Genomic DNA, 1751 nt, shown 5'->3' on the forward strand with positions numbered 1-1751 from the left:
TACGTCGATGATCAAGGGCGCTTGCGCTTTTCTTATGGACTATTAAGGAATTTTTTTAACCATCTTAAAAAATTTTTTAACAGCATATGCGATTTTTGGATGGTGTGAATAGGCTAGGATTTTATTTTTACTTATAATAAAATTACTTTTTTTACGTGAGAGACTTTGTGGAAAAACAAATAAAGTCTAAAGAGGTTTTTGTGGTTACTTGTCGAATAAACTCATCGTACTAACTTAAAAAGGAGTGGATTTAATGAAAAGAGAAGTTCCTGAAGTCATTTATCAATTGGAAGCTCTCATGAGGCGTCTCGATAGCCGAAATCAAAAGTTGCCTGGAATTGATAAGCAGATCAATAAGTATTGGAGTGGATATAGGGGAGAACAGAACTTGGATTATTATTTAGACTTTCTTCCTTCCAGTAAATTTACCTGTTTGAAAACAGCACGTCTCAAGAATAGGTTAAACAAAACCTTTCAACTCGACAATCTTATAACAACTTCCAAATTTGCAGTATTAGCAGAAGTTAAAAACAACTCCGGAACACTTACCTTTGAACCCTCAAGTGCCCAATATTTTCAAGTGATTAATGGGAACCGATTAGCTATTTCAGACCCCTTCGAGCAAGTACGCCGGCAAAAAATCGAATTCGAGCGTTGGATGGAGGATAGAGGAATTATTGGCTACCCCGTTTTACCTTTCGTCGTGATCGGCAACCAATCCACAATTTTGCAATTCCCTCCTGGTTCAGAAGCTGCACAACATATGCTCTTTCCAGAACAACTTCCAAAACGATTAGAAACTCTTGAAAAAAATTATCAAAGTTCAAATGCACGCGATTTTCGAAAGCAACTAGGTAAGTTACACAAAGCCATCCACAAAGAAAAACTCCCAGAAAGAAAGGATGTATTAAATTCATTTAAAATATCAAGTTCTGAAATTCAGCTCGGAGTCCGGTGCCCTAGCTGTAATTCCTACTCCATGTTACGAGAATCAGGGAAGTGGGTCTGCCCTCATTGCCAACATGTAAGCAGGCATGCTCATCAACTCGCAATTATGGATTATTTTTTAATAAATAAGACCGAGATTAAGGTTAAAGAGTGTATGGATTTCCTACAAATCGAATCCCGTCACTTAGCCAGAAGAATTTTACGAGGAATGGGATGTGATACAAAAGGAAAAGGAAAAACTACTGTTTATCTGATGCCCCCAGTTTCGGTTACATTATCAAAAATAAGCGATTTATTAAATAAAAAGTGAGTATAATAGATTTTCTGAAATTTGGTTATGCGTATATTTGAGCATAAGTACACTTTTACCTGCGCATAACAATCAATTTATGAGCATAGTTGAATTTTGGCTTGCGCATAAAACACCAAATTCGCGCTAAAGAAGCTGAAATTGAGCATAAACAACAGGAATTGAGCATTAAGTAAAAAAGGGTGCGCATAAAACCTAAAATCTTGCGCATAGAAATCAAGAGAAGTGAGCATAAAGAAAAAGAAGTGCGCATAAACATTTAGTTTTGAGCATTGACAGATTTGTTTGAGCATACCGGGAAAAAAGGTGAGCATAAAACCATTGATTTTGAGCATAGTCCACCACTTTTCCGAGCATAAGAACTGTTGTTAGCGCATAGAAAGCCTTAAGTGAGCATATAGATTAAAATTTGAGCATAAGAACATAGCAGTATAGCAACATAGCAACATAGCAGCATAGGAGCATAAGAACATAGCAGCATAGGAGCATAAGA

The 1751-nt window shown here is 36.4% G+C and carries 1 protein-coding gene; it reads left to right on the plus strand.

The window, feature by feature from the left end; all coding sequences use genetic code 11:
* Positions 1-253: 253 nt before the first annotated feature.
* Positions 254-1258, plus strand: a complete 1005-nt coding sequence (locus tag RZN25_14545) for an NERD domain-containing protein (GenBank protein MEQ6378035.1) — start codon at positions 254-256, stop codon at positions 1256-1258.
* Positions 1259-1751: the final 493 nt, after the last annotated feature.

This window comes from Bacillaceae bacterium S4-13-56 (assembly GCA_040191315.1).
GTDB lineage: Bacteria > Bacillota > Bacilli > Bacillales > JAWJLM01 > JAWJLM01.

What these genes read in the sequence shown, in the direction of transcription:
- RZN25_14545 (MEQ6378035.1), top strand. Translation starts at nt 254, where the DNA reads ATGAAAAGAGAAGTTCCTGAAGTCATTTATCAATTGGAAGCTCTCATG.